Here is a 25,466-nt window from a genome sequence, read left to right on the forward strand (position 1 = left end):
CATAAGGGAAGCGGCTGTGTGACGGATGAACGTTACGCGCCGGCGTCGACGAGAACGCCGATAGTGTACGGTAAGCCATTACCTACAAAACCGTCGGCAAGGTATAGTGTGGTCACTAACAAACAGCTTGGACAAAATAGAGCCATGCCTTTTTTCGATCGAATTTTGGCCGTCGGTAGCGTCGGCGTCGTCGCACTTGCGACTGTATTGACTTTTATCGTCAACGACGATGTGCTACCGGTGCTGGATAACTGGCATTGGACCCTGAGCATAGGCGCCGCTTGGCTGCTGGCCTGGCGCGGAGAGCGGCAGGCCGAAGCCGATTTGCCCGCCTATCGGCGCTGGTTCAGCCGCGGTTTGGCCTGCTATGCAGTCGGACAACTAATTTGGGACATGCAAGCCCTGTTCGGCTGGCGCGGCATGCCGACCCCTGCCGATTTTTTCTACTGGCTGCTGGGACCGTGCTACGCGATCGGCTTGTTACAAGCGCTGAAAATTCACTTGTCCGCCCCCCGCTTGGTGGCCGTCAAGCTCGATGCGGCGGCAATGACTTTGGCTCTGTTGGGCTTGATCTTGGTGTTATACCTGAGCAACGCTCCGTTGACCGCGTTAAGCGAGCTGGTCGTGCTGATTATTTATCCCTTGGGCTTGCTTAGCGCCGCCAACTTGGCCTTGCTGCTGATACCGTTTTTGTGTCTGCGCATCAATACATCCTTAATCTTATTGGTGAGCGGCCTCTCTTTACTGGGTTATAGCTGGATGGAATGGAATTTGCGCGCTCTGCAAGGCGAACCGGAAGCCGGCTCCCTACTCAACGTGCTGTTTTCCTGGGCCGGCTTGCTGCTGGGATTTTCCGCTTACGATTGGCATTTGGAATGCACGGCGGCTAACGAACGCCTCAGGTTTTACCGTCTCTGTCAGCGCTTCATTCCCGGCAGTTCGCTATTGATAGCCGGCGTCACGCTGATCGTCATCATCGTGCAAAACATTGACTTGCCGATTGCCAATATCACCGCGCTGGTTACGACGGCGGCGATTTTGCTGATGTCCACCCTGCGGCAAAGCTTGTTGTTGTCCGAGAGCGAAAAACTGTTGGAAACCGAACGCCTAATCGAGGAAAGCCAAAAGCGCTACGAACATTTGGCCTATCACGATCCTTTAACCGGCTTGCCTAACCGTTTGCTGTTCGAAGACCGGTTAAAACACGCATTGGCGCACGCCAAGCGAAACGGCGGCGCGCTGGCGCTGCTATTCGTCGATTTGGACCGGTTTAAAGACGTCAACGACAGCCTGGGCCATTACTACGGCGACGAATTGTTGATAAAAATCGCCCGCCGTTTGCAAAAACGGGTACGCGCCGACGACACGCTGGCCCGCCTCGGCGGCGACGAATTCGTGCTGTTAATGGAGAGCTTGAGCGAAAATACCGAGGCCGCCGGCATCGCGCAAACCATCATCGAGCTGATTTCCCAGCCGGTGCAGCTGCGGGAAGGGCACGTGGTTGCGGTCGGCGCCAGTATCGGCATCAGCATTTTCCCCAAAGACGCCGACGATGCAATGACGTTGATCCGTAATGCCGACTCGGCCATGTACCGCGCTAAAGAAATCGGCAGCGGCAGCCATCAATTTTATACCCAAGACCTCACCCGTCAGGCCCGCCAACGTTTACGCCTGGACGCCGACCTCAAAGGTGCCTTAGCCCGGCAGGAATTCGTCTTGCATTACCAACCTATCTTTGCCGGTTCCGCGGACGCAGACCTGCGCATCATCGGCGTGGAAGCCTTGATACGCTGGCGCACAGCCGACGGCCGACTGGTTCCGCCGGACGATTTCATTCCGCGCGCGGAGAACAACGGCTTGATCGTCCCTATCGGCGAATGGGTAACCGTAGCCGCTTGCCGCCAATTGGCGGCTTGGGACCAAGAAACGGACTGTCGGTTAAGGCTATCGATCAACTTGTCGCCCAAGCAATTTCACGATGCGCGTTTGTTAGCCGGTATCGAAAGCGCCTTGCAGCAAAGCGGTATCGCCCCGCAACGCTTGGTATTCGAAGTCACCGAGAGCGCGTTAGGCCAATATCAGCAACACGCCGGCGAGGTGTTGACTACCCTGCGCGACATGGGTGTCGGCGTGGCGTTGGACGATTTCGGCACCGGTCAATCCTCATTATCGCGCCTACGTCAACTGCCGTTCGACGAGCTGAAAATCGACAAGGCCTTTATCCGCGACATTCCCACCCACCCGATAGACGGGCAAATTGCCGCCAACATCATGCAATTAGCGCGCATATTGCAGCTGACGGTGGTTTGCGAAGGCATAGAAACCGAAGCACAATTACGCTTTTTGCAAGCCGAAGGGTGCAAACGGTTTCAAGGCTATTATTTGGCGCGCCCGCAACCGGCGGAACAGATACCGGCATTGTGCCGCCCGCCCGTGCCTACCCTGCCGGAACCGCAAGCAAACCGGCAACGCCCCCGTCATTCTTGAGCTTGGCTTTTTACGGTTCGAGACCGCCAAAACGCGTTGGCAAGACTACAAGCTCAAAGCTCTGAACTCGCTACAGACGCGGGATCTTTCCCACACCTTGTCGAATTCTTCCAGCAATTGGCGGGCACGCGCGGCTTGCTTGGGACTCCAGTGGCCTTCGTAGCGATTGCCGATAGGCCTGAACCAATAGCCGTCGCTGTCGTTGGCGATGTAAGCGGGTAGAAACTGTAAATCTTCGCTCTCGACCGGGGTGCGCAGACAAAACCGCGACGACAAACGCTGCGCCAAATCGATCAAGGGGTGTTGCAGATGGCGCAAACTTGACGGGTCGCGGATGATCAACCTGATATCGCTATGCCGGTGCCGAATCGCGAACTGCTTAAATGCTTCGACCAGCGGCTTGTGCCCGTACAAGGCGATTTCCAAGTCCTGGCTGTAGACGCAAATGCGCCGACGCGTATCGTTCAGCAAAGCCAGACTGGCCGTCAAGGTTGCGTCTATACCGTCCATCCGCTCCGGCTCGACGCTCGCCGGGCGCGCTTCGGCGGTTTGACGCTGAATCATGGGTGGCGGCGTCAAATCGAGGTACATCGGTTGATGCAAAATTCCGGCTTTTTCGAACGGGTTGCCTGTCGTCGCAAACCCCATGCGCCGATACAGCGGATGCGCGGCTGCCTGGGCCGTCAGTTTGACCTGTCCGATGCACCTGTGCCGGGCAATGTCGATTAACGCCCGCACGATCGCGCTCCCCACTCCCTGCCGGCGCCACTCGGATAACACCGCCACTCTGCCGATACTGCCGTCAGCCGCCAGGCGTCCCGTCCCTATCGGCAACCCGCCATCGCTGCGAGCCAATACGTGCAGGCAATCCGGGTCCATGCCGTCGAATTCCAAATCCTCGGGAATGCCCTGTTCGACGACGAACACGAGTTGCCTGATGCGAAAAATGTCGTCGCGGTCGACGCGAAAATGGGCAGGTTCTACGTAATAGCTGGTGATTGTCATGACTTTTACTCCGCAACCGGCACAAGCATAGCGTAAGATCGGCCCGTTCCCCAACGCGCCGATAGTCGCGAGCATCGGCACAGGAACTCTCCGCGCGTCAACACAACCGCGACGCGTCGAGCGCTGTCGAAATTTGCGGCATGAAAAATAACGCCGAAAAATTTGCGCATTGCATGCCGGGCAAAGGTCTAGCGAAAACCCCATCTCCGTCTGTTCGAACGAGCGGCTATAAAATCAATCGACTAGGCTATTTTTTGCTGACGAATTATGAAAACTTTCTACAGTTTATTGAAAAAAAACAACAAGGTTACATCGCTTAGCCGCTACGTTTTTTTACCATGTCAACCCGGGCGGTTTAGTTTGGGCACGTGTTACAATCGCCGCATTTTTTCAATTCCGAGCGCTTGAGTGAAGATTAAACCGCTACTGCCACTGCTAATGTTGAGTTTAACGGCCGGCAAATTGACATACGCCGGCGGCTTCGTGGTCGATGACATTCAAGTTAAGGGCTTACAAAGAATTTCCGCAGGTACCGTTTTCAACTATCTGCCGGTCAGCGTGGGCGAACTACTCACGGAGGCGAAGCAAAGCGCCGCAATTAGAGCCTTGTTCAACACCGGATTTTTCAAAGACATCACCTTGGAGCGCGACGGCAACACCCTGGTCGTCAACGTGGCCGAGCGCCCGTCGGTTGCCAAAGTGGTCATCGAGGGCAATAAAGACATCAAGAAGGAAGATCTGGAAGAAGCCTTGAAAAAAATCGGTCTGGCCGAGGGCAAGGTATACAACAAGCAGGTACTGGATAAAGTCGAACAGGAACTGCGCCGCCAGTATTTCAGCCACGGCAAATACGGCCTGAAAATCAAAACAGAGGTAACCGAGCTCACCCGCAACCGGGTAGGCATACACATCGACATTTCCGAAGGCCGGGTTGCGAAAATCAAGCAGATCAATATCGTCGGCAGCCGCGCCTTCGCCAACGAAGAACTGCGCAAGGATTTCGAGCTCAGCACCACCAATTTCCTGTCGTTTTATTCCAAAGACGACCAATATTCCAAGCAAAAGCTTTCGGCGGACTTGGAAAAACTGCGCTCTTATTATCTCGACCGGGGTTATATCAATTTTTCCATCGAGTCCACCCAAGTGGACATTACCGCCGATAAAAAGGAAATCTACATCACCATCAACGTCAAGGAAGGCGAGGTCTACAGCCTGGAAAAAGTCAAACTGTCCGGCGAACTGGTGGTCGAGCCGGAAGAATTGATCAAGTTGGTTAAAGTCGGCCCCGGAGAAATCTTCTCGCGCAAAAACGCCACCGAAACCTCCAAGGCGATTTCCGACCGACTGGGCGACGAAGGCTATACCTTTGCCAACGTCAACATGGTGCCGGAAATCAACGAAGCCAATAAAACCGTGGTGATGACCTTTTTCGTGGACCCCGGCAAACGGGTTTACGTGCACCGCATCAATTTCAAAGGCAATACCAAAACCCGCGACGAAGTTATTCGCCGGGAAATGCGGCAAATGGAAGCCAGCTGGGCTTCCAGCAGCAAAATCGAGCGCTCCAAAACTCGTCTGGACCGTCTGGGCTACTTCGAGGAAGTCGGGGTGGAAACGCCGCCGGTGGTGGGTGCCGCCGATCAAATCGACGTCAATTACTCGGTCAAGGAAAAAGCCTCCGGTAACCTGCAGGCCGGCGTCGGTTATTCGCAAGTACAAGGGGTTATTTTCAATGCCAACGTCTCCCAGGACAACATCTTCGGTACCGGCAAAAAAGTCGATTTCGCCTTCAACAACAGCCGGATATTGACGCGCTACAACCTGGGTTATCGGGACCCTTACTATACATTGGACGGCGTCAGCTTGGGCTACGACCTGGGCTATACCTCGCGTAACGGCTATCAAGCCAACATTTCCCGTTACAACACCGACATCGCCAATGCCGGTATGAACTTCGGCATACCGCTGAACGAATTCGACAGTTTAGGGTTCGATATCGATTTAAAACACACCAATCTGTCCGAATCCCTTTATTCCCCGCAGGAAGTCACGGATTTCATTGCCGATAAGGGCGACAGCTTCTTGACGTTGTCCGGCGGCATCGGTTGGTCGCACGATACCCTGGACAAAGCCGTATTCGCCACCCGCGGCGGCCAGCAGCGGATTTCGGCCCTAGCTACCGTACCCGGCAGCGATTTGGAATATTTCAAACTCGGTTACAAGCAACAGTATTATTTCCCGCTGTCCAGCGACTTCACTTTTCGTTTGCTAGGCGAAGTCGCCTACGGCGACGGCTACGGCAGCACCGACGAACTGCCGTTCTTCGAAAACTATTTTGGCGGCGGCCCCGGCTCGGTTCGCGGTTTCAGGCAAAACACCTTGGGCCCCAAAGACACCCCGCGCGTAGATAAAAACGGCAATGCCATCAATGGCCAAATTCCCCGACCTTTAGGGGGCTCAAGCAAGCTTTTGGGATCGGCGGAACTGTTTTTCCCGGTACCCTTTCTCAGCGACGTCAAATCGGTGCGGCTGGGCACTTTTTTCGACGCCGGCACGGTCAGCAAAGGCTGGCAGGTCGACAACTTGCGTTTATCAGCCGGATTATCCGGCCAGTGGCTATCGCCCTTCGGCGCAATTTCGGTCAGCGTGGCCCAGCCTTTCAACTCCAGCAGCACGGACAATGTACAAAACTTCCAGTTTACCTTCGGTTCAGGATTTTAGTTTAGGTCGCCCGGTTTTTACCTTATAATTCGCTACCGCTTTTTGATCTAACCCCAACAAACCCGGAGATGGTTGTACTCATGAAAAATAGAATTTGGTTGTTTCTAATGCTGATGTTAACGGCGGGTATTGCGCAGGCCGAGCTGAAAATCGGCTTTGTCAACGTTGCCAAAGTATTGGAAAAAGCCCCGCAAGCGGCGAAAGCTAAATCCCGTCTGGAAACCGAATTTTCGCCCAGGGATAAAGCACTGGTATCTCAGCAAAAGGAAATTAAAAGCATGGAAGAAAAATTGACCCGCGATGCGGAAGTCATCGGTGACGAGGAGCGCCGCCGCCTGGAAAAAGACATCATCGACAAAAAACGCGACGCCGCTAGAGCGCAACAAGAGTTCAGCGAAGACTTCAACATGCGCCGCAACGAAGAATTGGGCAATCTGCAAAAACGCATCGTCGAAGCGGTTAGAGCCTTGGCCAAGGAAGAATCTTTCGATTTACTGTTGACCGACGGCGTGATTTATGCCGACGATGCAATTGACGTCACCAGCCGCGTTCAACAAAAGTTGGAAACCTTGTCGCAATAACCCTTAGCAGCTTTTCCAACCCATTGCTACACTCGGGAGCAACGCCTAGAACCGTTGCTCCGCCCATTATCCTCGCTATTTAGCTGCACATGACCGCTTCCCTCGACATTCAAAAAATTCAGGAATACCTGCCGCACCGCTATCCGTTTCTGTTGGTCGACAAAGTAAGCGAATACCAAGCCGGCGCGCGCTTGGTCGGCATTAAAAACGTCACATTTAACGAACCTTTTTTTCAAGGGCACTTCCCGGGCTTACCCATTTTTCCGGGCGTTTTGATCATGGAAGCGTTGGCGCAAGCGACGGCGTTGTTAACGGCGGTCAGCGACGATAAATTAGGCCCCGGCACCGTTTATTACTTGGCCGGCATTGATAACGCCCGCTTCAAGCGCAAGGTCGTGCCCGGCGATCAGCTAACCCTGATAATCGACTACCTGAAACACAAGCGCAACATTTGGACCTTCGAATGCCGGGCCGAGGTGGCCGGGGAATTGGCCGCCAGCGCCCAAATTACCTGCGCGGCGGCGGCAGGCTGATGATCGATCCGCGCGCCATCGTTCATCCCAAAGCCGAATTGGCGGAAGGCGTCAAAATCGGCCCGTACTCCATTATCGGCGCCGATGTACAAATAGACGCTGGTACCGAGGTTGGCCCGCACGTCGTGATCAACGGTCCCACCTCGATCGGCAAAGACAACAGGGTTTATCAATTCGCCTCCATCGGCGAAGACCCGCAAGACAAAAAATACGCCCACGAAATCACCCGCTTGCAAATAGGCGACCGCAACGTCATCCGCGAATTTTGCACCATGCACCGCGGTACCCAACAAGACCACGCTGTCACCCAAATCGGCGACGATAATTTATTCATGGCCTACACCCACGTTGCGCACGATTGCATGATAGGCGATCAAGTCATCATGGCTAACGGTGCCTCCATCGCCGGCCACGTGCACGTCGGCGATCACGCCATACTGGGCGGCTTTACCCTGGTACATCAATTCACTCAGATCGGCGAATACAGTTTTTCCGCCATGGGCAGCGCCATCACTCAAGACGTACCGCCCTACGTCATGGTCGGCGGCCGCCCCACCCGCCCGCACGGCATTAATTCGGTCGGCATGGAGCGCAACGGTAAATCGCCGGAAGTGATCAGGCAAATTCGCCAAGCATATAAAATTCTTTACAAAAACAACTTGCGCCTGGAAGACGCCATCGAAGAAATGGAAGACATGGCTGGCGAAAGCAATGAACTTTCCAATATGGTCAGTTTTTTGCGCAATGTCACGCGCGGCATCCTTAGATAACGAAGCGCCGCTCGTCGCCGGCTTGGACGAAGTCGGCCGGGGTTGCATCGTCGGTCCGGTGATAGCCGCGGCCGTCATCCTGGACCCTGGCAAACCGATTGCCGGCTTGACCGATTCTAAAAAACTCAGCGAGCGCAAGCGCCTGATATTAGCCGAGCAAATCAAGCAATCTGCGCTGAGTTGGGCGATAGGCCGTGCCGAAGCCAGCGAAATCGACACCATCAACATCCTGCAAGCCAGTCTGCTCGCCATGTGCCGGGCTTATAAGCAACTAGGCGTCAAACCCGATCTCGCCCAAGTGGACGGCAATAAATTACCGGCTATCGATTGCCCGGCACAAGCCATCGTCGGCGGCGATGCCTTGATTCCGGCCATCTCTGCCGCATCGATATTGGCAAAAGTAGCGCGCGACCAAGAAATGACCACCTTGGATCGCATGTTTCCCGGCTATGCGTTCAGCGTGCACAAAGGCTATCCGACGCCATCTCATCTCGGCAAACTCGCGGACCTGGGTTTAACCCCGCAACACCGGCGCAGCTATGCGCCGGTCAAAAAATTTTCGGATTAACACATGGATCCCCGTTTCGTTCATTTGCGCATCCACAGCGAATTCTCGTTGGTAGACGGAATCGTCCGCATCAAGCCGCTGATCAAAAAACTCACCGGCTTTCAAATGCCGGCAGCGGCCGTCACCGAACAATGCAACCTGTTCTCGCTGGTTAAATTTTATAAGGCCGCGCAAGCTGCCGGCATCAAAGCTATCGCCGGCGCGGACGTTTTGCTCTACAACCCGGAAGAACCGGCCAAACCCTATCGTTTGACGCTGTTGGCCCGCAACCAGCCCGGCTACGTCACGCTGACCGAATTGGTGTCCCAAGGCTATCAACAAGGCCAGCACCAAGGCATACCGATGCTGCAAAAGGCATGGTTGGCGGCCAATCATCAAGGCTTGATCGCCCTTTCCGGAGCAATGCAAGGCGACGTAGGCAGCGCGTTGTTGGCGGAAAACCGCACGCTGGCCAAAACCTGCGCCCAGTACTGGGCCAACTTGTTTCCCGATTGTTTTTATCTGGAAGTGCAACGGGTCGGCAAAGCCGACGAAGAACGCTATATCAAACTAGCGGTCGAACTGGCGATGGAACTGGATCTACCGGTCGTTGCCACCAACGATGTGCGCTTTTTGGACAAACACGATTTCGATGCCCACGAAGTGCGGGTTTGCATACACCAGGGCCGGGTTCTGGACGACGCCCGCCGCCCGCGCGATTACACCGAGCAGCAATATTTGCGCAGCCAGGAGGAAATGGTAGAACTGTTCTCGGATCTGCCGGAAGCCCTGCAAAACAGCGTGGAGATCGCTAAACGCTGCACGGTGGAATTGCGCCTGGGGGAAAATTTCTTGCCGGACTTCGAGGTACCGGAAGGGCTGACGCTGGCCGACTATTTTAAGCAAGCCTCGCGCGCCGGCCTGGAAGAACGGCTACAGCAACACCCTCCCGTCGGTAAAGGCAGTTTCGAAGAAAATCGCCGAACTTACGACGAGCGCCTGGAAATCGAGCTGAACGTGATCGTGCAAATGGGCTTTCCCGGCTACTTCATGATCGTGGCCGACTTCATCCAGTGGGCGAAAAACAACAACATTCCGGTCGGACCGGGCCGCGGTTCCGGCGCCGGCTCATTAGTGGCCTACGCGCTCAAGATCACCGACCTGGACCCTATCGAATTCGACTTGTTGTTCGAGCGCTTCTTGAATCCGGAGCGGGTTTCCATGCCCGACTTCGACATCGACTTTTGCATGGAACGGCGCGACGAAGTCATAGACTATGTCGCTCGCCATTACGGCCGCGACCACGTCTCGCAAATCATCACTTACGGCTCCATGGCCGCCAAAGCGGTAATACGCGACGTAGGCCGGGTGATGGGCTTTGCCTACGGCTTCGTGGATCGCTTGGCCAAGCTGATTCCGTTCGAAATCGGCATGACGCTGGAAAAAGCCTTGCAGGAAAGCGCCGAGCTTAAAGCCCAGTACGACACCGAGGAAGAAGTCAAACAACTGATAGATATGGCCCGCGCCTTGGAGGGCATTTCCCGCAACGCCGGCAAACATGCCGGCGGCGTGGTTATTTCCCCGAGCAAGCTGACCGATTTTTCGCCCTTGTACTGCGAACAAGGCGGCGGCAACCTAGTCACTCAATTCGACAAAGACGACGTCGAAGCGGTCGGCTTGGTCAAATTCGACTTTCTGGGTTTAAGAACGTTAACCATCATCGACTGGGCGTTGCAAACCATCAACCGCCAGCGCGCCGCCAAGGGTGAAGCGCCGCTGGACATCGCGCAAATCCCCCGCGACGACGCAGCCAGTTACGAACTCTTGAAAAAGGCTCAGACCACCGCGGTATTCCAGCTCGAATCGAGCGGCATGAAAGCCTTGATCAAGAAGCTCAAGCCCGACTGTTTCGACGACATCATCGCCTTGGTGGCGCTATTTCGCCCAGGCCCTTTGGAATCCGGCATGGTGGACGACTACATCAACGTCAAACACGGAGCCAAAGCCGAATACGCCCATCCTTTGCTGGAACCCATTTTAAAACCGACTAACGGCGTCATTTTGTATCAGGAACAAGTGATGCAAATTGCCCGCGACATGGCCGGCTATACGCTGGGCGGTGCCGACATGTTGCGCCGGGCCATGGGTAAGAAAAAGCCGGAAGAAATGGCCAAACAGCGGACGATTTTCACCGAAGGCGCGGTCAAAAACCAAATCGACGAAAGCATCGCCAGCTATATCTTCGATTTGATGGAGAAATTTGCCGGCTACGGTTTCAACAAATCGCACTCGGCAGCCTATGCCTTGGTCGCCTATCAGACCGCCTGGTTGAAAGCGCATTACCCGGCCGCCTTCATGGCTGCGGTGATGTCCTCGGACATGGACAATACCGACAAAGTGGTGGTTTTGATCGAAGAATGCCGGGAAATGAAATTAAAGATTTGTCCGCCCGATTTAAATGTTTCCGACTACCGTTTCACGGTCAACGACCAAGGCCACATCGTTTACGGCATAGGCGCCATCAAAGGTGTAGGCGAAAATGCCATCGAAGAATTACTGAAGGAACGCAACGCGAATGGGCCGTTTTCCGGCCTATACGATTTATGCAAGCGGGTGGATTTACGCAAGGTCAATCGCCGGGTATTGGAAGCTTTAATCCGCGCCGGTGCGCTGGACACGCTGGATGCCAACCGCGCCGCCCACATGGCGGAACTGACCACTGCGTTGCGAGTAGCCGAACAACACGGCAAGATGGCGCTGGCCGGGCAAAACGATTTATTCGGCTTAGCGGCGGATATAGACGACAGCGACAATGAAATCGACGCCTATTCCACAGTAGTCGAAGCTTGGAGCGAAAAAGAAAAGCTGGAAGCGGAAAAACAAACGCTTGGCTTGTTTTTATCCGGCCATCCGATCAACGAATATTTGCCGGAATTGAAAAATTTCACCTACGGCACCTTAGGCAGCTTGGAAGTCGATGCCGGCAAAGTGCGCGGCAAAATGGAAGCCCGCGTGGCCGGCCTGGTCGTTGAAATTCGCACCCGCCAAACCAAGCAAGGCCGTATGATGGGGTTCGCCACCCTGGACGACCGTACCGGTCGCCTGGAAGTGGCCGCCTTCAGCAACGTATTCGAGCAATATCGCCATTTGCTGACTAAAGATAGCATTTTGATCGCGGAAGGTTCGCTGGCGGTAGACGATTTCAGCAACACCTTGAGAATGACTGCGGAAAAGTTGTACAGCATAGGCGAAGCCAGAGAAGCTTTCGCCCGCGCACTGGTCGTTCAATGGGACAGCCGTACCAGTGCACCCGGTTTCCTGGAACAATTCAAGCAAACCTTACAAGCCTACCGCGGCGGGCAATGCCCGGTCGTTTTGGACTATCGGACCCATGGTGCCAAAGCCAACCTGCAATTAGGCGAGGATTGGCGGGTTAGACCCAGCGACGACTTACTGGAAAAACTGCGCCGACTCTTGCCTCATTCGGCGGTGTGGCTCAAATATCGAAATTAAATCCCCTTCGCCACCAAGAGCTTAGTAACAGCCATAGAAGGGCGGCTTTGCAGAAATCGCCTAAAAGCTCAGCTAAACCTGATCCGCCGAGTATATCGACTTAGTATTAAGCCGATGAATGCTGCGCAGCCAACACCTTGGCAACGGCTTGGATGATGAGTTGTGCGGTTTTCGCGCCGGCGTCGATGTGCCCCACGCTACGTTCGCCTAAAAACGACGCCCTACCTTTGGTTGCAGGCATATCGCGGGTAGCTTCGACGCCGTCTGCCGCCACTTGGCAAAGGTGATCCAGAATAGCGTCGACGGATTTACCGGCAGAGACGTCTTGCCGCAACGCCGCCGCAACCGGCACCCATACGTCTAGCATGGTTTTCTCGCCGACATCGGCTTTTCCGCGTTGCTTGACCGCTTCTATTGCCTGTACAAAAGCGTCGGCAAAGTGGTTTAAATCGCAGTTTGAAGCCTGGCTGTGCTTGTGCAAATGGATGAACAAGGTGGCGTACAAAGAACCGGACGCTCCGCCGATAGCGGCCATGACTATCGTGCCGATTTTCTGCCATGCCGAGGGCCAATCCAATTCGGCGATTTCCTTGCGGTGTTCTTGCAAGGCCTGGATGCCGCGTTGCAGATTGAACACGTGATCGCCGTCGCCGATCGCTTGGTCCAAGGCCGTCACTTCCTCGGCGTTTTGTTGGATAACAAGCGCGACCGTATCGATCAAATCGGGAAACAATGCAGGGCTGATAGACATAAAAACTCCGGTGATTGGTAAAACAGCAGGCATGATACCGAGTTAGGACTAAATCTGGTGTACCACCTAACGATCATGAAGACCTGGCAATCGCCCCGGCAAATGAAAAGGAGTTTGGAGCGGCGCATAGTCGCGATGACGGCCTTACGAATCGCAGCTATGTGCGCCCCCCCCCCCACCATGACTTGCATAGTAACTTGAAGAAAGGCAGAGCCACTACTCTGAAATGAGATTAAGTAAACCGAATGACAGTAACATGAGAGACACCATCAATAAAGATAAAACACTTTTTGAGACTTAAGTTGGGGGGTACATATGCCATTGTTGGAATTGAAAGAACTAAATTCAAGATATAACTATTTTGATCCTATGCAGGCTATTGCTGCCGGAGCAAATTTTAAATCCATTTTTTTAGGTGCGGAACCTTTTCCCCATATCGTCATAGATAACTTTTTAGACATTGAGATACTTCGCCAAGTGGTCCGAGAATTTCCAATACGGCGCCCAGCTGAATTACTCGAAAGCAAATATCAGCATTTGAAAGATACATTTCAACCATCGGACATAGAATCTGCGCTGATTCGTAATCTGCTTACAGAACTAACTCAAGGCGCCATATTATCTTTTCTTACTGCTGCTACCGGAATTGAGCATCTGATTCCGGACCCTTACTTTGTTGGGGCAGGACTGCACGAAACGCGAGCAGGTGGTTGCCTCGCAATCCACGCAGACTTTAACCTCTCTAAGCCTATGCGTATTCAGCGACGATTGAACTTAATCGTATATCTGAATGAAAATTGGCGTGAGGATTGGGGCGGTCATTTGGAATTATGGGACCGCAAGGCAAAATGCTGCGTCAAACGTATCGCACCAATAATGAATCGAGCCGTAATATTCCAGACTGATTTAGATAACTTTCATGGTCATCCCCAGCCGTTGGCCTGTCCAGAGAACCGTTCTCGGCGATCAATTGCGATGTACTACTTTATTGCTCCCGAAAAAGGGATTGTCTCGCTTCCTAGGCGCGCGGCGGATTTTCGCCGCACATATAACGAGAATACTTGGCCGCTATGTTCGCGCGATTGGAAACGCTGGATGACAAGCTTCGCTGTAGACATAACGCCACCCATTGTCTATAGAGCATTGCGTCATTTGGCTAAACAATTGGATGAATCCAAGGAAGGGTAGTGTGGGCGAGGCTTGTGACAATGCTCCGGTTGAAACCACCAGTGGTTTATATAAGCCGAATGATTCATAGGTAGCCCTGGAAAAATCAGGAGGCCATCAAGGTTTGCTAAGGCTGCAGAAATCAAAACAAATGCCACCCTGATACTTCAACCAACTTCAACCCATTTTTATAACTAGAACCTATAGGTGCTGATACGTATTGTCTATTCAACTTGTTAGTTGATAAAAAGAAATTCTTGCTGATGGCTGAGCGGCCCCCTTCAACCCACTCGACGATCCGAATTTCCGCTCTGCAATAGAGAAAAAGTCGCGAGAAATTTAACATTGGCGCTGGTTTCAATACGCTTGAAAGTCTCTCCGATACGCCAACGGCTACAGTAAAGCGCAGCGAAGTCGGCGGGGAATAACAATAACAAAGACACCATAACAGGAGTTTTTTTGCCGGATTCCGCAAATTTGACCGAGCGCACCAAGGAGATTTAGGGAAACACAAGGTCATTTTCAGACCTTACAGATACAAGGCAAACGCGACTAAGTAGCGTTCGGCAAATCAAATTGTTTTATTGAAATATCCTTTTCCATAAATAATGGCTAAGGATATTTCAATAAGTAGTTAACAAGCCAGTGAAATTATTGGGGTTAGAAAAATTAATTATTGGCAAACGATAAATGAATTCTAAAAATGCGATAAGAAGTCCCTTCTACAAAGTGTTGCATATCGGCCCATTCCCGCCACCCGTTGGCGGAATGGCGACTGTGATCGAAAGCTTGACCCAGGTTTTGCAGAGTTTCATTGACATTCGTATTTTAAACAACGTCAAGACAACTCCAATTAATCGTAGTCTTATGCAAGGTATAGCAGCGCAATTAAGCTTGCTAGCGCGCCTAGTCACTCTTGGCTGGACTTGGAAGCCGCAAATCGTACATATACATACTTGTTCGTGGTTTACTTTTTGGCGCTCTTCACTAGATGTGTTAATTGCACGTTTGCTAAGAAAACGAGTATTACTTCATATTCATGGCGGTGAATTTAAACTTTTTCTCGAGTCCCTATCTCCTTTAAAAGCGTCTATAGCGCGGCTTATTTTTTTTCTATGCTCTAGGGTAATAGTGCTCGGTCATTCTTGGAAATTATTATTGTCTGACTGGTGCGACCCAACTAAATTAGAAATCGTACAAAATGGAACATCAATTGAAGCAAAGCAAAAATTACCGAACGACGATGTCTTTATGATTGTATGTTTTGCAAATTATGACAAAAGAAAGGGACAAGCGGATTTATTAAAAGCGGTATCGACACTCAAGGCTCAAGATAATCGCCGGATTTTAGTTGCGTTATTAGGAACGGAAACAGAAGTTGGGCAACGTCAGACCTTATTGACCTTAGCACAAGTACTCGGTTTGGCCGATAACGTGTTCATCCCCGGACCGGTTACAGGGAAAGATAAAGATGCATGGTGGATGAAGGCAAATTGTTTTTGTATACCCTCGTACAACGAATGCATGCCTATGTCCATACTCGAAGCTATGGCAAAAGGCATACCCGTAGTCGCAACTCGTGTCGGAAGCATACCCGAGATGGTTGAGGACCAAGTGGAAGCGTTTCTTTATGAGGCGGGCGATGTTTCTTCGTTGTCTTCCTGTCTGCAACGGTTGTTAGATTACCCTGAAGTTGCCGAACGACTTGGTTGCGCAGGTAGAGACCGGCAAATCAGAGACTTTAATATTGAACAAACTGCAAATCGGTTGCTATCCATATATACATCCATTGAAATGTCAGATATATGACATAAACATCTGAAAATTTTAATAATTTAATAAGTATAAAATATTACTGATAGATTGTTTCACAAATCCCATACCCTAATTCAGGGGGCATATACTTATTTTATAAAATATCAATCGGTTAATTAACACCTGAATCCGTGACTTTAAAACCCAAAACCACTACAACTCATTGAAATAAAATACGAAAACTGGTTTTTAAGATTTCACCTAAGCCGGTTTGAAAATAACCTACATTCAATGATTTATAGATGAAATCACGGATTCGGGCACAACCATTAATAATTTTAAAGACCGATCTATCGGCGATATTTTTGCCTGATGGCTTGATTGGAATCACCTCTTAACAGTATTACCTGCTTACTAAGCTTACAGGATGGTCTATAGGTGGACGCACCTAAATCTTATATTATTAGTTAGTGATAATGTAGCCTTCAAATTTTTCGAATGAAAATGAGGCAACATATGATGAATATCCGTGCGAACGATCTTGTTTTTGGGGATGATAATCGCGTAATCATAATTAACGGAGCGAAAGATTTTGTGCGACTGACCGAACCGGACAATCCAGTGCAAATATACTTTCTTGGAACGCTGTTAGGAGACGATCCCAAGAAGCTTCAAGCACAAAGTAACTACGGCGCTCTGTTTGGCCGTTTTGTCACGCTTATCCATGATACGCATAACCAAAGCTTGAACGTCATCCCAGACCGCTTCGGCTCAATACCTTTCTATTATCACGTTTCAGCCAAAAACATCGTGTTCTCTCGCCGACTCTCCAGTTTTACGGAGCGTGATTTGACGAATAAAGTGAATGAATCGGCTCTAAGCGATATTCTTGCTTACAACGTACCTCTTGGAGACAAAACCTTACACGCGGGAGTCCGCACTCTGTTGGGCGGTTCTTGCCTGCAGATAGTCCTCGATTCATTGTCATTGCGAAAGCAAACGATCTGGGAACCTGCGATGCAATTACATGATGCAAACATTCCGTTGCTTGAGGTTCAAGATCAGTTGACGAATTTGCTGCTGGAAGGTTACGAAATAGCAACCGCAGGTTATGCCAAGGTAGGCGTCACACTCTCCGGCGGCGTGGATTCTCGGCTATTACTAGCGGCAGGATTACATCTTGGCAAGGACATGGAGACTTATACCACCGGTATCATAGGAAGTCGCAGCCTGACCTATGCGAAGCAAATGGCTGAATTATGCGGCGTGGCTAATTTCGCTTATCCGCTTGGTGCCGAATTCCTCGCATCCTATGGCAATATCGTTCAGGAGAATATCGATCTCACCCAAGGAATGTCCTTCAGCTCTGAGGCGGAAGCCAGCTGGCTGTGCAACCACGTACCTTCCGATAGAGTGATGGTACACGGTGCCTTTGCCGAGCTCTACAAAATTGGTTACATGCACAACTATTATTTCCAAGCCAAACTGAGCAGTCTCGATCAGCATGGGTTGGCACAAGCCCTATGGCAACGCTTCGACAGCCGCTACAACAATCGTAAACGAATCTTTGCTGAGCAGCTGAGGGACAGGCTGGGTGAACAAGCGCGTATAAACCTTGCAAGCACATTGAATGCATACCCGGCGGATATTAAAGTATCCGGCTGGCTACAGCAGCTTTATATTAACGAATTCTTGAGCAAAGTATCCAGTTGCTCCGCCAATATCTGGAATGAGCACGTACCGACATTCTTCCCGTTCAGTTATCCTCCTTTTGTCGATTTACTTCTATCAGTTCGACCTAAGGATAAGGTCGGCTTGCGCTTCCCCGGCTATTTTTTGCAGCGGATTAACGGCAAGCTCGCTAACTTTCCGGATGCCAATACGGGAGCGCAAATAGGTGCTTCAAAAGTGTTGGTAGAACTAATCCACATCCGCGACGGGGTGTCCCGCCGCCTATTCGGAAATACAGCGCGCTACGACCATATGGATCTCGTCACTTGGTTGCAACGCATGACGCCACCGGTAACGAACAGGATTGCCGATCTGCTGGATGACGATATTTATGATCAACAAGAAGTCCGCACTTTGGGCAGCACGATATCCAACCAAGGAGAAGCTGATTCATTGTTGCTTCTTATGATGTTCGGCATGTGGTTAAAGGGGCAGCGCTCCGGCGCGGCTTCAATGGTAGCTGCCAGATCCGAAGGAAATTTGGGCCTGGAGGAGGTGGTAGAACCCATAACCACATTAGCCCAGCTTACCGGCGTACAGGCTTGAGCAAATCTGTTGCTTGGGATTTGCAAGCAACACATCGCTGATTTAATCGCTCAACTAACCGCTAGTTCATTATTCTTTAACAGCTTAGGGACTTAGGGGGAGTTGTCTTAAAAAAGAAGCAGGGTTATATCAGAACCACCGACGAGTTTTCGCACATCGCTACGAAAACTCGTCGGGGAGCGATCGCTATCTAAAACCCGTAACGGGACGCCGACGCCGTACAGAGGCAGCTAGCGTGCCTAAGATCAACAATGCCAACACGCCCGGTTCGGGAACAGGAAAGATAACGCTGTTGTTAGCGCCTTTGACATCGTTACCTACTCCCCAGAGGAAATTTAGCGAAGTATTCGCGTCCTGCAACGCAGTAAAATGCAGCGTCGCCAATGTCATTGAACCTGCGGCTGGCGCTTGTAGAGCGAACAAATCGCTATCGGATAATAGCGAGACCGCAGCGATGTCCGCAAGTCCACCGCTATTGTCGAGAAACGCGGATTCCAAAACCTCGAAAGATAACGCGTCTCCCAGCCATGTGCCGAAGTCAACGCCGATAGCCTGCAAAACGCTGGCATCGAACACAATATCCAAATCATAAGCCGATACAATTTCGCCCGACAGGCCGGAAATCATGACATCTATGTCAAGTGCGTCGCCAGTGCTTACGGAATAGGGTGACGAGGGATTCAAGTCGAGCGCAACCTCAGCCTCGGCAGTCAGCCATGTAAGGCTTAGGCATAACGACAGGATGACAGCAGAATAAATGTTTTTCATAACACACCTAAATAAATACGGTTAAAGGAAAGCTCAGATCTATAACGGAGCGCATTTGCTCAATGTGCATTGCAATACACACTGCCGGCTGTCGTTCACGGTAATCAGACCGTCGCCATCAGCATCGCGCGGATCGTCGGTTCCGCTGGGTATTCTGGTTCCGCGCGCTGCAAAGATGGCGGAAATATCGTTGCGATCTACATCGCCGTCACCGTCGACATCGCACACCGTTGTCCCGCCTACCGTCGTTATTTCGGTGCGCGTAGTAGGCGGCGTTTGATCGCTGTCAATCGTCGCACTGTTAAGTAGTGTCGAACCGGCCCCGGCGGTTACTTCCACCACCAGATTGCGGCAAACTTGTGCGGCTCCGCCTGCGACAGTGCCTTCCAGCCACGTCACTTTGTCTACGCCGTTAAAACTGCCCGTCCCGGATGCCGATACAAAGCTGGTTCCTGCAGGCAGGGTATCGACAATGTTGACATTGTTGACTGGATTTGGATTGCTGGCATTGTTGTAGCACAGGGTATAAGCCAGATCGTTTCCGGTCGCAACGGGATCCGGACTATCGGTTTTGGAGAAATTTAACGGGTTGAAGGAAATGTCTTCGCGCGGTATGGCGATACCGGTGGGATCGCCCAAATCGCCAATATCGTTCTTCAATACGGTTAGGGCGGAGCTAAATACAATTACAGTGTCGGTACCGCCAAAACCTTGATTTCCCGTAGTTGTGTAGACATTCCCGGTATTTTCGTCCACCGCAACACCAATGACATTATCCCCGGAAGCCGCGCCCGGAAGTGTATAGGCACTGAGGGTGTTGGTACTGAGGTCATATTTCACGAGTTTGCCGCGGCTACCGTACGGCCCATAGGCATTTCCCGTGTACAAAATATTGCGTACAGAATCGATGGCGACACCCATTGCCGTCTGACCTTCCGCAGCCAAATCGACAGTTCCGGCTACCGCAATCGGCGTCGTTGCAAAGCTGTTGGTATCGTAATAGCGCACGGTGGTACTATCCCGATCACCGATGTATAAACGGCCGCGGCTTTCGTCCAACGCAATGCCGTTGGCCCTCGATACGCCCGTCAATGTTTTAAAAGCACCGCCGTCTAATGTGAGTGTGTTGGTAGCCGAGTTCCAGGAATACACATATAAATGATTGGTTTCCCGGTCGACGGTATAGACCTTGTTTTTACCCTGATCGACTACGATGCCGGCTAAATTTGAGGCACCTGGCGCAGAAGTAAAACCTAAATCGGCAAAGTTGGTCGCGTCTATAAGTTGAATGACGTTGCTGACTTCGTAGGTAACGAATAGCTTCGCATGGGTGGTATCGATGCCCAAACCGACAGCACCGCCGGCGCGGCCTGGAATCGTGGTTTGGGATTGAAACACCAGATAATTGGTGGCTCCTTGGATATCGTAAGTTCTGATAGGAGTTGGATTTGCATTGATATTTGCAATGACATACAACGACTTGGCACTTGCGGCCCCTGTCAAAAGCAAACCTGCTGCCAGCGCAGCGATAGAGGTTGTCTTTTTCATAGTTTTCTCCCGCATCTCGAATGGATTGAATTCCCTAACGTAAAGGCAAGACCATTTAAACGGTCAAGCCAAACGCTTTCAATTCGAGGAAATACCTAAGTAAAAACACGTAAATGTAAGTATTGACGGGACGAGCTTCGGTTAATTTGACTTGCACAGGGCATTTGTAAAAAGGCGCTGAGATTCAAGGCGTATCAATGCAAGCCATTGGACAGATGCGATTCGATCAAGTGCAACAACTTTTCAGGATTCAATGGTTTATAGAAAACTTTACAGTTCGTAAGCGATTTGCAGAACCCTTGTCCTTTCGTTAATGCAGTATTGCCGGTAATGACTAACGCGTACACGTTTGCGCCGACTGCCGCGCGGATGCGGTTGACGGTCTCAATGCCATCCAAACCGGGCAATTGATAGTCACTAACAATAATGTTGGGCCTTAGTCCGTCTGCTATAGCAACTAGGGCAGACTCGCCGCTCTGACAGAAATAGCCGCCGATTCCGTGGGCATCGAACAGCATTTTTACCGCTTTGCAGATGGCCGGATCGTCATCGATAAACAGTACTTTCGCAGAGTAATTTTTTTTAATTGCCGGCTCTATCGGTTTATTTGTAGCCAACTGCCGTGGGGCCATGCCCAACGGCACCGTGACCGAAAACACCGAGCCTTTGCCGGGCATCGATTCTACGGCCAACGGTAGACCGAGGATGTCTGCGATATATTTGACGATCGCTAAACCCAAGCCTAAACCTTTATCACCATTTGGCTCGTTGGTGTTGATTTGGTAGTAAGGTTCGAAAATATGTAGCAATTCACCGTGGAGCATCCCTATTCCGGTATCTTCCACAGCAACGCGTGCAACGTTTTCGTCGCAGGAGCAGGAAACGGTTATCTGTCCTCGCTCGGTATACTTGATAGCGTTAGCTACAAAATTGCCGATGATGCGTTCGAGCAATGCCGGATCGGTATGTACGACACAATTGTTTTGTTGATATTCAAGATCCAAACCTTTGGCGAGCGCCAGCGGAATGGTGCTGGCAGCCATATGATCGAATAGATCGCCCAGCAAGACATCCCGCTTGCTGGGCACGATAGTGCCGTTTTCCAATCGCGAGATGTCGAGCAACGCATCCAGAATGTTTCCCATCATAGTCAGCGATTCGCGCAGGTCGTCGCAAATATGCTTACAATCCGTTGACTCCAGAAGCTTGGCCAATATAGAGAGGTACAAACCGGCCGATTGTAGCGGTTGACGCAAATCGTGGCTGGCGGCATTCAAAAACCGGCTCTTGAAGGCATTGGTTTTTTCAGCGGCAATCCGTGCCTCGTCAAGTTCCTGTGTCCGGGTTTTCACAGCGGACTCGAGATGTTTTTGACTGTCACGCAATTCGGCTTGACTGAGTTTCAGTTGGGTAATATCCGAGACAACCGTCAGTACAGTCTCTTGCTCGCCGTTTTGTTTGTGCAGTATCGATACGTATTGGTTAACCCAATGCTCGGCGCCGGATTTACATACATAGCGGGCTTCGATTTGGAAAAACGGCACTTTGCTCGCTCTCAATTGCTGTAGGTTATGCCGGTATGCCTCGATGTCGGCGGGATAGACGACTTTATCCAGCGGCATCCATTTGAGTTCTTCGCGACTGTATCCCACTAAATTGCAGTAAGCGGCGTTGCAATCCAGCAGATTTCCGCTCCGGTCTCTCACGGAGATTCCTACCAGGGCATTGTCGAAAACGCTACGAAAATGCTCTTCGCTCCGGCGCAGTCGGGTTTCGACCTGACAGCGCTTGATAAAATTGGCCGCCTGTTGTGCATAGATGTCCAGCATGTTGGTTTCGAACGCGTCCAAAACCCGCGGCGTTCTGAAATGGGTGGAGATCTCGCCGATTGGCTGACCGTCGGGGGACAGTATCGGGGTGCTTTGCACTGCCCGAAAGCCGGCTTGCCGAGCGACGTCCCGAAACGGCGCAAAAAGCGGATCCTGTTCAACGTCTACGATCATCTGCCGGTGACCGGTACGTAATGCCAGCCCGCAAACCGTCGGCTCCACCGCCGAAACCCTGTGAAAACAGTCCAGGAAATCCTGACCAAAGCCCTGCTGGGCAACGATCCTTAAATTGCCCTCGCCGCTCACCAATTGGATATTGCCCAGGTCGGTCTGCAACATGCTCATAGTCGCCGTCAGCATTTCCTGGAGTCCATCTTCCAGATTATGGGTTTGCCAAAGTCGAAAACAAGCGGCATTGAGGAGTTCCAATGCTTCTTCGTCCCGTTTCAGATCGTGAATATCGGTACAAATACCCAGCCATTCACCGGCATCGTCCGGGTCTCGATTGAGCATGACGCCGCGAATTTGCCACCAGCGGTAGTTATTTTCGCTGTTGAGCAGTCGGCATTCGACGCTAAAAGAACCTTGCTGGCGAATGGCATGCTGCCAGGTCTGCATCACACGTTGGTGTTCGCTGGGGTGAATAGGCGCAAACCATTCTCTGTTCGACTCCGGAGCAGCCGAACTGCCCAGATAAGCCTGCCATTGCGCATTGGCATATCGGATTACGCCATCGCTATCCGAAATCCACGCCATCTGCGGCATGGATTCGATCAGGCTGCGGAACAGGCTTTCACTGATCGCCAATTTCCGGTAGCTCTGTTGCAAGTCCAACTCGATACGTTTGAGCTGAGTGATGTCGATGACGATTACCATTAGGTACATCGTATCCCCAGGTAAGGTGGAGCCGAATTTTCGCACCCAGACCGTGTGCCCGGCCTTGTTGATATAACGGTTTTCGACGACGAACGAAGCGATTTCGCCTTCTATCAGTTGCCGGACCTTGGCCAGATTGGCTTCGAAGTCGTCGGGATGAATCAAACTCTGGAACTCAAGGCGTTGCAGTTCCTGTAACGAATAGCCGGTTATCGCACAGTACGCCCTATTGCAGTACTGAAAATTCCCGGCCAAATTAGTGATGGCGATACCGATGACGGAGTTATCGAAAAATTTACGAAGATGGTCCTCGCTATTGCGCAGTTTATTTTCGACTTCCATGCGCGCCGAAATGACTTCGGAGAATAAAATCGCTCCGCCGATACTGCCATCGTTGGCATACCACGGGCACATTTCCCATTTTATCCAATCCGTCCTTCCGTCGGCGCGAACAATACTGTCTTCGTCCGCGCGCAGGATTTCGCCGGTCAGACAGCGGCGGTGGATGTCGCGCCAGCGTTCGGAGATTTCCGGAAACACCTCGTAACAACTTAAGCCAATGATGTCGCGGTCTTCCAGCCCGTAATCCATCAAAAAACGCCGGCTGACCGTCATATAGCGCATGTCGCGGTCGAACATGGCGATAGCCGATGGCGCATGTTGCATAAATAGCTTGAAGCGCTCGTCGTTGATCAACGCTTGTTCGGCCTTCTTCAAATGACTGATATCCCGGATCGAGCAGAGAATCATCGTTTTCTGATCGACTTGCACCGGACTCAGGCCGATTTCAACCGGAAATTCGCGACCGTCTTTATGCAGTGCCCACAGCGTTAGGCCGCTGCCCATCCGCCTGACCGTCGGTTCGGCCAAGTAATTTTGCCGCTTGAGCCGGTGCACGTCGCGAAAGCGTTCCGGTAACAACCTGTCGATATCCAGCGTTTGCAGTTCGGCCGGGCTGTAACCGAAAACGGTTTCAACTTCGATATTTGCGAATAGAACTTTATGATGTTCGTCGATCAATAGCGTCGCATCCGGCAACGCATCGAGAAAATTTTGGAATGGGGTTAGCTGTGAAATAGGCTGTGTCATGCGTAACACCGGCCTCCTGACGTTACCCCTTGGGGGACGAAGAAAAGCACATGCGGTTACGACTCCAGCCCGTCGCCGAAAATCAGACCGCATTCCGAAGCGAGTGTGATCAAATCCAGCAATTTTGTCGAGCCGGTCTTGTGCATCAGGCTGCTTTTGTGTTTTTCCACGGTACGGTGGCTGATATTCAAGTGCCGGGCAATTTCTTTATCGCTGGAGCCTCGTGTCGCCAGCAGCATGACTTCCCGCTCGCGCTTGGTCAAATACCGTAACCGCTGTTCAGCCTGCTGTCGACGTTCGGTAGTGGTATGCATCTGCTCGCATTTTGCCAACGCCGACTGTACGGCGGTGACGAGCTTTTCCCGGGTTACCGGCTTGACTAGATAATCTTCGGCACCCAATTTTATTGCCTTGACGCTGGCCGGGATCTCTCCGTATCCGGTAAGAATGATGACCGGTAAGGCGATGTGCATTTTAACCAGCACTTCCTGTAGTTCCAAACCGCTCATTCCGGGTAAATGCATGTCCACAATCGCGCAACTATGGCATTTCGGCATGCTTGACGCCAAAAAGTCTTCCGCACTGTTGAAGGCGAGAACCGACATGCCTTCCTGTTCAAGAACTAGTGCCAAAGCTTTACGTAGTGAAGGGTCGTCATCAACAATAAATATCTTAGACAAGGTTTTAATCGTAAGCTCAGCCATCCTTAACAAAGTACCAATCGTAAAAATTGCTGTAAATAGGTGTTAACACCTATGAATATAAAACGGCATTTATAACTTACCAATTTTTCAGTCATCGGAGAATACCGGAAGTCAAGGGGGATAACTCTATTTTATAGGTGCTCGCACTTATTTATTCTCAGGATTTTATCGACTTTAATGAATACACCTGATGCTGAACCCGATTTCTAGGGTTGTACAACATTGTTTATTCGGAACAACTTAAAAAATCGATTCGCTTCCAACTCGATGGAAATCTTGCGCACCGCAGCACTGAGGAAATCCTTCTGTGCCCTTCCCTCACCTCCTGGATTGCTAGCCTAATCGCAATCGGCTCTAAAAGGTGTACAGAGTATAGGCCACTGTTACCTCTTATTTTTCCATATCGCGCCGGGATCAATTAGGTATTGTTTTACCCGCGACATATAACTCGAGAAACAAAGATGACGGAACCGTAAAAACACATCGATACATTAAAGGCATTAGCAATACTTCATTATATAGGTGAAAAGCGCTTTATGTAACTA

At 51.4% G+C, this 25,466-nt stretch carries 16 protein-coding genes; 10 read left to right on the forward strand and 6 right to left on the reverse strand.

The features are described 5' to 3' along the window. Positions 1–144 precede the first annotated feature (144 nt). Positions 145–2,487, forward strand: coding sequence for a putative bifunctional diguanylate cyclase/phosphodiesterase (locus F1E05_RS13675; RefSeq protein WP_190303143.1), 2,343 nt, complete (start codon positions 145–147; stop codon positions 2,485–2,487). A 45-nt stretch (positions 2,488–2,532) separates the two neighbouring features. On the opposite strand, the gene F1E05_RS13680 is transcribed toward F1E05_RS13675, so the two are convergent. Continuing rightward, complete coding sequence (locus F1E05_RS13680) at positions 2,533–3,492, reverse strand: GNAT family N-acetyltransferase (protein WP_150049362.1); 960 nt, start codon at positions 3,490–3,492, stop codon at positions 2,533–2,535. Positions 3,493–3,930: 438 nt separating this feature from the next. Here F1E05_RS13680 and bamA point away from each other — a divergent pair, with 438 nt between their 5' ends. The 6 genes from bamA to dnaE all read left to right on the forward strand — a co-directional run bounded on the left by bamA (position 3,931) and on the right by dnaE (position 12,157). Then, positions 3,931–6,213 carry an outer membrane protein assembly factor BamA gene (bamA, locus tag F1E05_RS13685; protein ID WP_150051994.1) on the forward strand — a complete coding sequence of 761 codons (2,283 nt, stop codon included), beginning with the start codon at positions 3,931–3,933 and terminating at the stop codon, positions 6,211–6,213. An 80-nt stretch (positions 6,214–6,293) separates the two neighbouring features. Next, a complete protein-coding gene (locus tag F1E05_RS13690) occupies positions 6,294–6,794 on the forward strand; it encodes an OmpH family outer membrane protein (protein ID WP_150049364.1) in 501 nt (166 codons plus the stop codon). An 89-nt stretch (positions 6,795–6,883) separates the two neighbouring features. Continuing rightward, the gene (gene fabZ / locus F1E05_RS13695; protein WP_150049366.1) at positions 6,884–7,327 is read left to right on the forward strand and encodes a 3-hydroxyacyl-ACP dehydratase FabZ; all 444 of its coding nucleotides are present in this window, start codon (positions 6,884–6,886) and stop codon (positions 7,325–7,327) included. Further along, positions 7,327–8,097, forward strand: coding sequence for an acyl-ACP--UDP-N-acetylglucosamine O-acyltransferase (lpxA, locus tag F1E05_RS13700; protein WP_150049368.1), 771 nt, complete (start codon positions 7,327–7,329; stop codon positions 8,095–8,097). Before fabZ ends, lpxA begins: the two co-directional genes overlap by 1 nt. Continuing rightward, a complete protein-coding gene (gene rnhB / locus F1E05_RS13705) occupies positions 8,072–8,665 on the forward strand; it encodes a ribonuclease HII (RefSeq protein WP_150049370.1) in 594 nt (197 codons plus the stop codon). Before lpxA ends, rnhB begins: the two co-directional genes overlap by 26 nt. A gap of 3 nt (positions 8,666–8,668) precedes the next feature. Beyond that, positions 8,669–12,157, forward strand: a complete 3,489-nt coding sequence (gene dnaE / locus F1E05_RS13710; RefSeq protein ID WP_150049372.1) for a DNA polymerase III subunit alpha — start codon at positions 8,669–8,671, stop codon at positions 12,155–12,157. 106 nt (positions 12,158–12,263) lie between these two features. Here the strand turns inward: dnaE and dhaL are convergent, their stop codons facing one another. Beyond that, entirely contained in the window at positions 12,264–12,908 is a 645-nt protein-coding gene (dhaL, locus tag F1E05_RS13715) for a dihydroxyacetone kinase subunit DhaL (protein ID WP_150049374.1), read from the reverse strand. A 315-nt stretch (positions 12,909–13,223) separates the two neighbouring features. On the opposite strand from dhaL, the gene F1E05_RS13720 reads away from it, so the two are divergent. From F1E05_RS13720 to F1E05_RS13730, 3 genes are all read left to right on the forward strand, one after another. Continuing rightward, positions 13,224–14,096, forward strand: coding sequence for a 2OG-Fe(II) oxygenase (locus F1E05_RS13720; RefSeq protein WP_150049376.1), 873 nt, complete (start codon positions 13,224–13,226; stop codon positions 14,094–14,096). Between the two features lie 669 nt (positions 14,097–14,765). After that, on the forward strand, positions 14,766–15,884 hold the full coding sequence (locus tag F1E05_RS13725) for a glycosyltransferase family 4 protein (protein WP_150049378.1): 1,119 nt from the start codon (positions 14,766–14,768) through the stop codon (positions 15,882–15,884). 462 nt (positions 15,885–16,346) lie between these two features. Next, positions 16,347–18,107, forward strand: coding sequence for an asparagine synthase-related protein (locus tag F1E05_RS13730; protein ID WP_190303144.1), 1,761 nt, complete (start codon positions 16,347–16,349; stop codon positions 18,105–18,107). A 186-nt stretch (positions 18,108–18,293) separates the two neighbouring features. Here F1E05_RS13730 and F1E05_RS13735 read toward each other — a convergent pair whose 3' ends face one another. From F1E05_RS13735 to F1E05_RS13750, 4 genes are all read right to left on the reverse strand, one after another. After that, on the reverse strand, positions 18,294–18,875 hold the full coding sequence (locus F1E05_RS13735) for a cohesin domain-containing protein (RefSeq protein ID WP_150051996.1): 582 nt from the start codon (positions 18,873–18,875) through the stop codon (positions 18,294–18,296). A 39-nt stretch (positions 18,876–18,914) separates the two neighbouring features. Continuing rightward, positions 18,915–20,423: a DUF11 domain-containing protein gene (locus F1E05_RS13740; protein WP_190303145.1), complete on the reverse strand. Its 1,509-nt coding sequence runs from the start codon at positions 20,421–20,423 to the stop codon at positions 18,915–18,917. Positions 20,424–20,617: 194 nt separating this feature from the next. Continuing rightward, positions 20,618–24,217 (reverse strand): PAS domain S-box protein, encoded by a 3,600-nt coding sequence (locus F1E05_RS13745; protein WP_190303146.1) that lies wholly within the window; start codon positions 24,215–24,217, stop codon positions 20,618–20,620. A 56-nt stretch (positions 24,218–24,273) separates the two neighbouring features. Continuing rightward, on the reverse strand, positions 24,274–24,921 hold the full coding sequence (locus F1E05_RS13750) for a response regulator transcription factor (protein WP_150049386.1): 648 nt from the start codon (positions 24,919–24,921) through the stop codon (positions 24,274–24,276). Between the last annotated feature and the right edge of the window lie 545 nt (positions 24,922–25,466).

Origin of the sequence: Methylomonas rhizoryzae (assembly GCF_008632455.1) — a bacterium.
GTDB lineage: Bacteria > Pseudomonadota > Gammaproteobacteria > Methylococcales > Methylomonadaceae > Methylomonas > Methylomonas rhizoryzae.

What these genes read in the sequence shown, in the direction of transcription:
- F1E05_RS13735 (WP_150051996.1), bottom strand. Translation starts at nt 18,875, where the DNA reads ATGAAAAACATTTATTCTGCTGTCATCCTGTCGTTATGCCTAAGCCTT.
- bamA (WP_150051994.1), top strand. Translation starts at nt 3,931, where the DNA reads ATGTTGAGTTTAACGGCCGGCAAATTGACATACGCCGGCGGCTTCGTG.
- F1E05_RS13730 (WP_190303144.1), top strand. Translation starts at nt 16,347, where the DNA reads ATGATGAATATCCGTGCGAACGATCTTGTTTTTGGGGATGATAATCGC.
- dnaE (WP_150049372.1), top strand. Translation starts at nt 8,669, where the DNA reads ATGGATCCCCGTTTCGTTCATTTGCGCATCCACAGCGAATTCTCGTTG.
- fabZ (WP_150049366.1), top strand. Translation starts at nt 6,884, where the DNA reads ATGACCGCTTCCCTCGACATTCAAAAAATTCAGGAATACCTGCCGCAC.
- F1E05_RS13675 (WP_190303143.1), top strand. Translation starts at nt 145, where the DNA reads ATGCCTTTTTTCGATCGAATTTTGGCCGTCGGTAGCGTCGGCGTCGTC.
- lpxA (WP_150049368.1), top strand. Translation starts at nt 7,327, where the DNA reads ATGATCGATCCGCGCGCCATCGTTCATCCCAAAGCCGAATTGGCGGAA.
- F1E05_RS13720 (WP_150049376.1), top strand. Translation starts at nt 13,224, where the DNA reads ATGCCATTGTTGGAATTGAAAGAACTAAATTCAAGATATAACTATTTT.
- F1E05_RS13750 (WP_150049386.1), bottom strand. Translation starts at nt 24,921, where the DNA reads ATGGCTGAGCTTACGATTAAAACCTTGTCTAAGATATTTATTGTTGAT.
- F1E05_RS13680 (WP_150049362.1), bottom strand. Translation starts at nt 3,492, where the DNA reads ATGACAATCACCAGCTATTACGTAGAACCTGCCCATTTTCGCGTCGAC.
- F1E05_RS13725 (WP_150049378.1), top strand. Translation starts at nt 14,766, where the DNA reads ATGAATTCTAAAAATGCGATAAGAAGTCCCTTCTACAAAGTGTTGCAT.
- F1E05_RS13745 (WP_190303146.1), bottom strand. Translation starts at nt 24,217, where the DNA reads ATGACACAGCCTATTTCACAGCTAACCCCATTCCAAAATTTTCTCGAT.
- dhaL (WP_150049374.1), bottom strand. Translation starts at nt 12,908, where the DNA reads ATGTCTATCAGCCCTGCATTGTTTCCCGATTTGATCGATACGGTCGCG.
- rnhB (WP_150049370.1), top strand. Translation starts at nt 8,072, where the DNA reads ATGTCACGCGCGGCATCCTTAGATAACGAAGCGCCGCTCGTCGCCGGC.
- F1E05_RS13740 (WP_190303145.1), bottom strand. Translation starts at nt 20,423, where the DNA reads ATGAAAAAGACAACCTCTATCGCTGCGCTGGCAGCAGGTTTGCTTTTG.
- F1E05_RS13690 (WP_150049364.1), top strand. Translation starts at nt 6,294, where the DNA reads ATGAAAAATAGAATTTGGTTGTTTCTAATGCTGATGTTAACGGCGGGT.